Here is a 640-nt window from a genome sequence, read left to right on the forward strand (position 1 = left end):
GGTGTCGGCGCAGCAGCGCGGAGTAGCCGCGTTCGGCCGGGCTGTCGCCGGGGTCGTCGGGTCCGCCGTGGGTGATCAGGTCGTCGGTGGTGCCCTGGTGGACCAGTTGTCCGTCGTTGATGAGGATGACGTCGGTGCAGGCGACGGCGACGTCTTCGACCAGGTGGGTGGAGACCAGGACGCAGCTGTCGGTGCCGAGGTCGCGGAGCAGTTCGCGGAAGTCGAGGCGTTGTTCGGGGTCGAGGCCGACGGTGGGTTCGTCCAGCAGCAGGACGGCGGGGTTGTTGACGATGGCCTGGGCGATGCCGGCCCGGCGGAGCATGCCGCCGGAGAGGGTTTTCATGCGGGTGTCGGCTTTGGCGGTGAGTCCGACGCGGTCGATGGCGTGTTGGACGGCGTCGGGGATGGTGGCTTTGGGCAGGTGTTTGAGCCAGGCGAGGTATTCGACGAACTCGCGGACGGTGAAGCGGGGGTAGAAGCCGAAGTGTTGGGGTAGGTAGCCCAGGCTGCGGCGGAGGGTGTGCAGGTCGGCGCGGTTGTGGACGGGGTGGCCGAGCAGGGTGAGGGTGCCGCCGGCGGGTTTGACGACGGTGGCCAGGGCGCGCATGAGGGTGGTCTTGCCGGCGCCGTTGGGGCCGAG

The 640-nt window shown here is 69.5% G+C and carries 1 protein-coding gene; it reads right to left on the reverse strand.

Going from position 1 to position 640, the window contains the following annotated elements; translation table 11 throughout:
* Nucleotides 1-640, reverse strand: a 640-nt coding sequence (locus tag Ani05nite_RS40730) for an ATP-binding cassette domain-containing protein (RefSeq protein WP_203777580.1), incomplete at both ends; no start/stop codon positions are given.

This window comes from Actinoplanes nipponensis (assembly GCF_016862275.1).
Lineage (GTDB): Bacteria > Actinomycetota > Actinomycetes > Mycobacteriales > Micromonosporaceae > Actinoplanes > Actinoplanes nipponensis.